Source organism: Haloferula sp. A504 (assembly GCF_044385805.1).
GTDB lineage: Bacteria > Verrucomicrobiota > Verrucomicrobiia > Verrucomicrobiales > Akkermansiaceae > Haloferula.
This window is the reverse complement of sequence record NZ_JBISBU010000134.1, coordinates 1-1,938: the sequence shown is the minus strand read 5'-3', so window position 1 is coordinate 1,938 and position 1,938 is coordinate 1. Positions and strand designations below refer to the sequence as shown.

At 54.6% G+C, this 1,938-nt stretch carries 3 protein-coding genes; 1 reads left to right on the top strand and 2 read right to left on the bottom strand.

The annotated features are described in order from the left end of the window. Positions 1 to 84: 84 nt before the first annotated feature. Positions 85 to 453 carry a hypothetical protein gene (locus ACG2LG_RS23770; protein WP_396263347.1) on the bottom strand — a complete coding sequence of 123 codons (369 nt, stop codon included), beginning with the start codon at positions 451 to 453 and terminating at the stop codon, positions 85 to 87. A 113-nt stretch (positions 454 to 566) separates the two neighbouring features. Then, on the bottom strand, positions 567 to 1,055 hold the full coding sequence (locus tag ACG2LG_RS23765; protein ID WP_396263345.1) for a hypothetical protein: 489 nt from the start codon (positions 1,053 to 1,055) through the stop codon (positions 567 to 569). Positions 1,056 to 1,196: 141 nt separating this feature from the next. On the opposite strand from ACG2LG_RS23765, the gene ACG2LG_RS23760 reads away from it, so the two are divergent. Next, the gene (locus ACG2LG_RS23760) at positions 1,197 to 1,634 is read left to right on the top strand and encodes a hypothetical protein (RefSeq protein WP_396263343.1); all 438 of its coding nucleotides are present in this window, start codon (positions 1,197 to 1,199) and stop codon (positions 1,632 to 1,634) included. Positions 1,635 to 1,938 lie beyond the last annotated feature (304 nt).

Here is a 1,938-nt window from a genome sequence, read left to right as displayed (position 1 = left end):
CACGGAATGGCATGACGAATTGGAACCGCCCGGTGCGGATCCGCATGCCGGGTGGTGTGGGGGGTGACGGTTAGAACCCGTCACCTACCCGATTCTGCAATTGTTTCGGCAGTCCGAATTCGGTCCCCCCTTCCTCTTAGTGTCAACTCGCCACGCAATAAGTCCCCCGATCATCGTCAAAATGAGACCTCCGTAGAAGCGGAATCGAAGATTCTCAAAGGTCCCGCGATCCATCTGTGCCCGCGGCAGGTCCATTCGAAGATCAAACTTTTCATCATTGGTCAGGACTGGTACCTGACCTGTGTTGATCGCAGCCTCGACGATAGGTTCCACCTGCTCACGATAGTCTTCAGAGGCTTCATAAGCATCAAGAAGCTCTCCGCTGGTACTGAGGAACAATCCCAACCCGAGGGCCATTGGAAGAGAGACTGCGATTCTCTTGAGCATGTTCATGTAACTTCCAGCAGAACGTAGAGCGCCGCTGACCGACCCTCATGGCGCCCAGCTCGACTCATCGGCGCGAATGTAACCGCCAAAGCGGTCTGCGACAAGGCAGCTGTGTCGGGTCAGTCGGGCGCGGGTTGTTCTGCTTGCTCGTAGAAGAGGTTGAAGATTCTCTCTCTTGGCATCATGGGCGGCTCCCAAGGTGCCTTCTTCAGGCCACCAGAGAAGCCCCAAAAGTAATAGAACTCCTTGCGACCAGCCTCGTGGCCAATCAAACCGAACACCCGAAGTGACGTGCTGCTATCGGCCATGAACATCTTGACGTCATCAATTCTTACCGGTGTTCCTACGGGGACTTCGTAAGCCACCGGGCCGTTCAAGTCTGGGTATTTGTTGTATTCCTCTTCATCGATAAGCCTAAGAGTCCTCGGCGTATAGATTAAGTCTATCGCTTCGCCTCGCGGCGTCTGCCCAGGAACAAGCACGGCAGGCCTTTTAATTGTAAGATCACGCCCAACTATCTGTCCCAAAAGAGGGTGGTCGGACCTGCTGTGGATGCAACTCGCCAGAATGCCGCAACCAACCGTCATTAGAAGGGTGAGCTTTTTCATTGAGCAGAACGTCCAAGTGATGCCGCGCTCCCCGCAGCCGGTAACCCCTCAACCGTCCCAACCTCGTCCGACACTCCGCTCCAACAAGAGAGCTGTGAGGCGTCGGCATCCACGGCTTGTTCGGGTTCTTCTGTTGAGCAGATGACCCTCACGATCCGCGTCGAGGAAACCGGAATGTGGGGGCGCATCGTGGTGAACAAGCACAACGGGAAACCTCGGTTCTATCGCGCCGGATGGTTGTCGTTCCTTGATTGGGCTTGCGACCAAATCGCGCAGTTCCGTAGCGATCCTGTCAGGCTACCCGAGACGGGAGAACGATTCGGGATCTACACAGTCACTGATGACGTGAAGGGTGATGAGGTTAGGCTCGTCCCCTGGGAAAGCCTTCACCTCTCCACACCCGAATCTCGACCCATCGGGAGTCTCGGCGGCCACTTTGGTCCCGACGGGAATGGGGGCATCGAGCGCGAGGATGATCTCTGCCTCCCGGGTGACTCCACGGTCAAGCCAACCAGAGGAGACTACTGTCCCTGTTGTGGTCGATTCGCCCCAATAGAGAGTAATGTGGTTGTCGGCTGAAACGTCTAACTTATTTCTCATAATATGTGCTCTAAAAATTCTCACCCCGAACAGTTTATTGAACAACTGGTGAAATCAGAAAATTAGTTCACAGTGTGAACTAATTTGACTCGGTGCCGAATAGGTCGCTAGAGCCAATCTCCGAAATTTCCCGGTTGTCATCCGCGTTAAAATATCAGTTTGTCGTGGGATGGCAAGGAGCAACAAGTTCGGTTTCTTAAGGGATTTTGAGGCGCTGATGATCCGGGAGCGGGTGGCGGAACGGGCGCGGCCTTACTATCTGAAGCATCTGGAAAGGTGGGGT

Coding starts and splice junctions, on each gene's coding strand:
- ACG2LG_RS23770 (WP_396263347.1), bottom strand. CDS start 453: ATGAACATGCTCAAGAGAATCGCAGTCTCTCTTCCAATGGCCCTCGGG.
- ACG2LG_RS23765 (WP_396263345.1), bottom strand. CDS start 1,055: ATGAAAAAGCTCACCCTTCTAATGACGGTTGGTTGCGGCATTCTGGCG.
- ACG2LG_RS23760 (WP_396263343.1), top strand. CDS start 1,197: ATGACCCTCACGATCCGCGTCGAGGAAACCGGAATGTGGGGGCGCATC.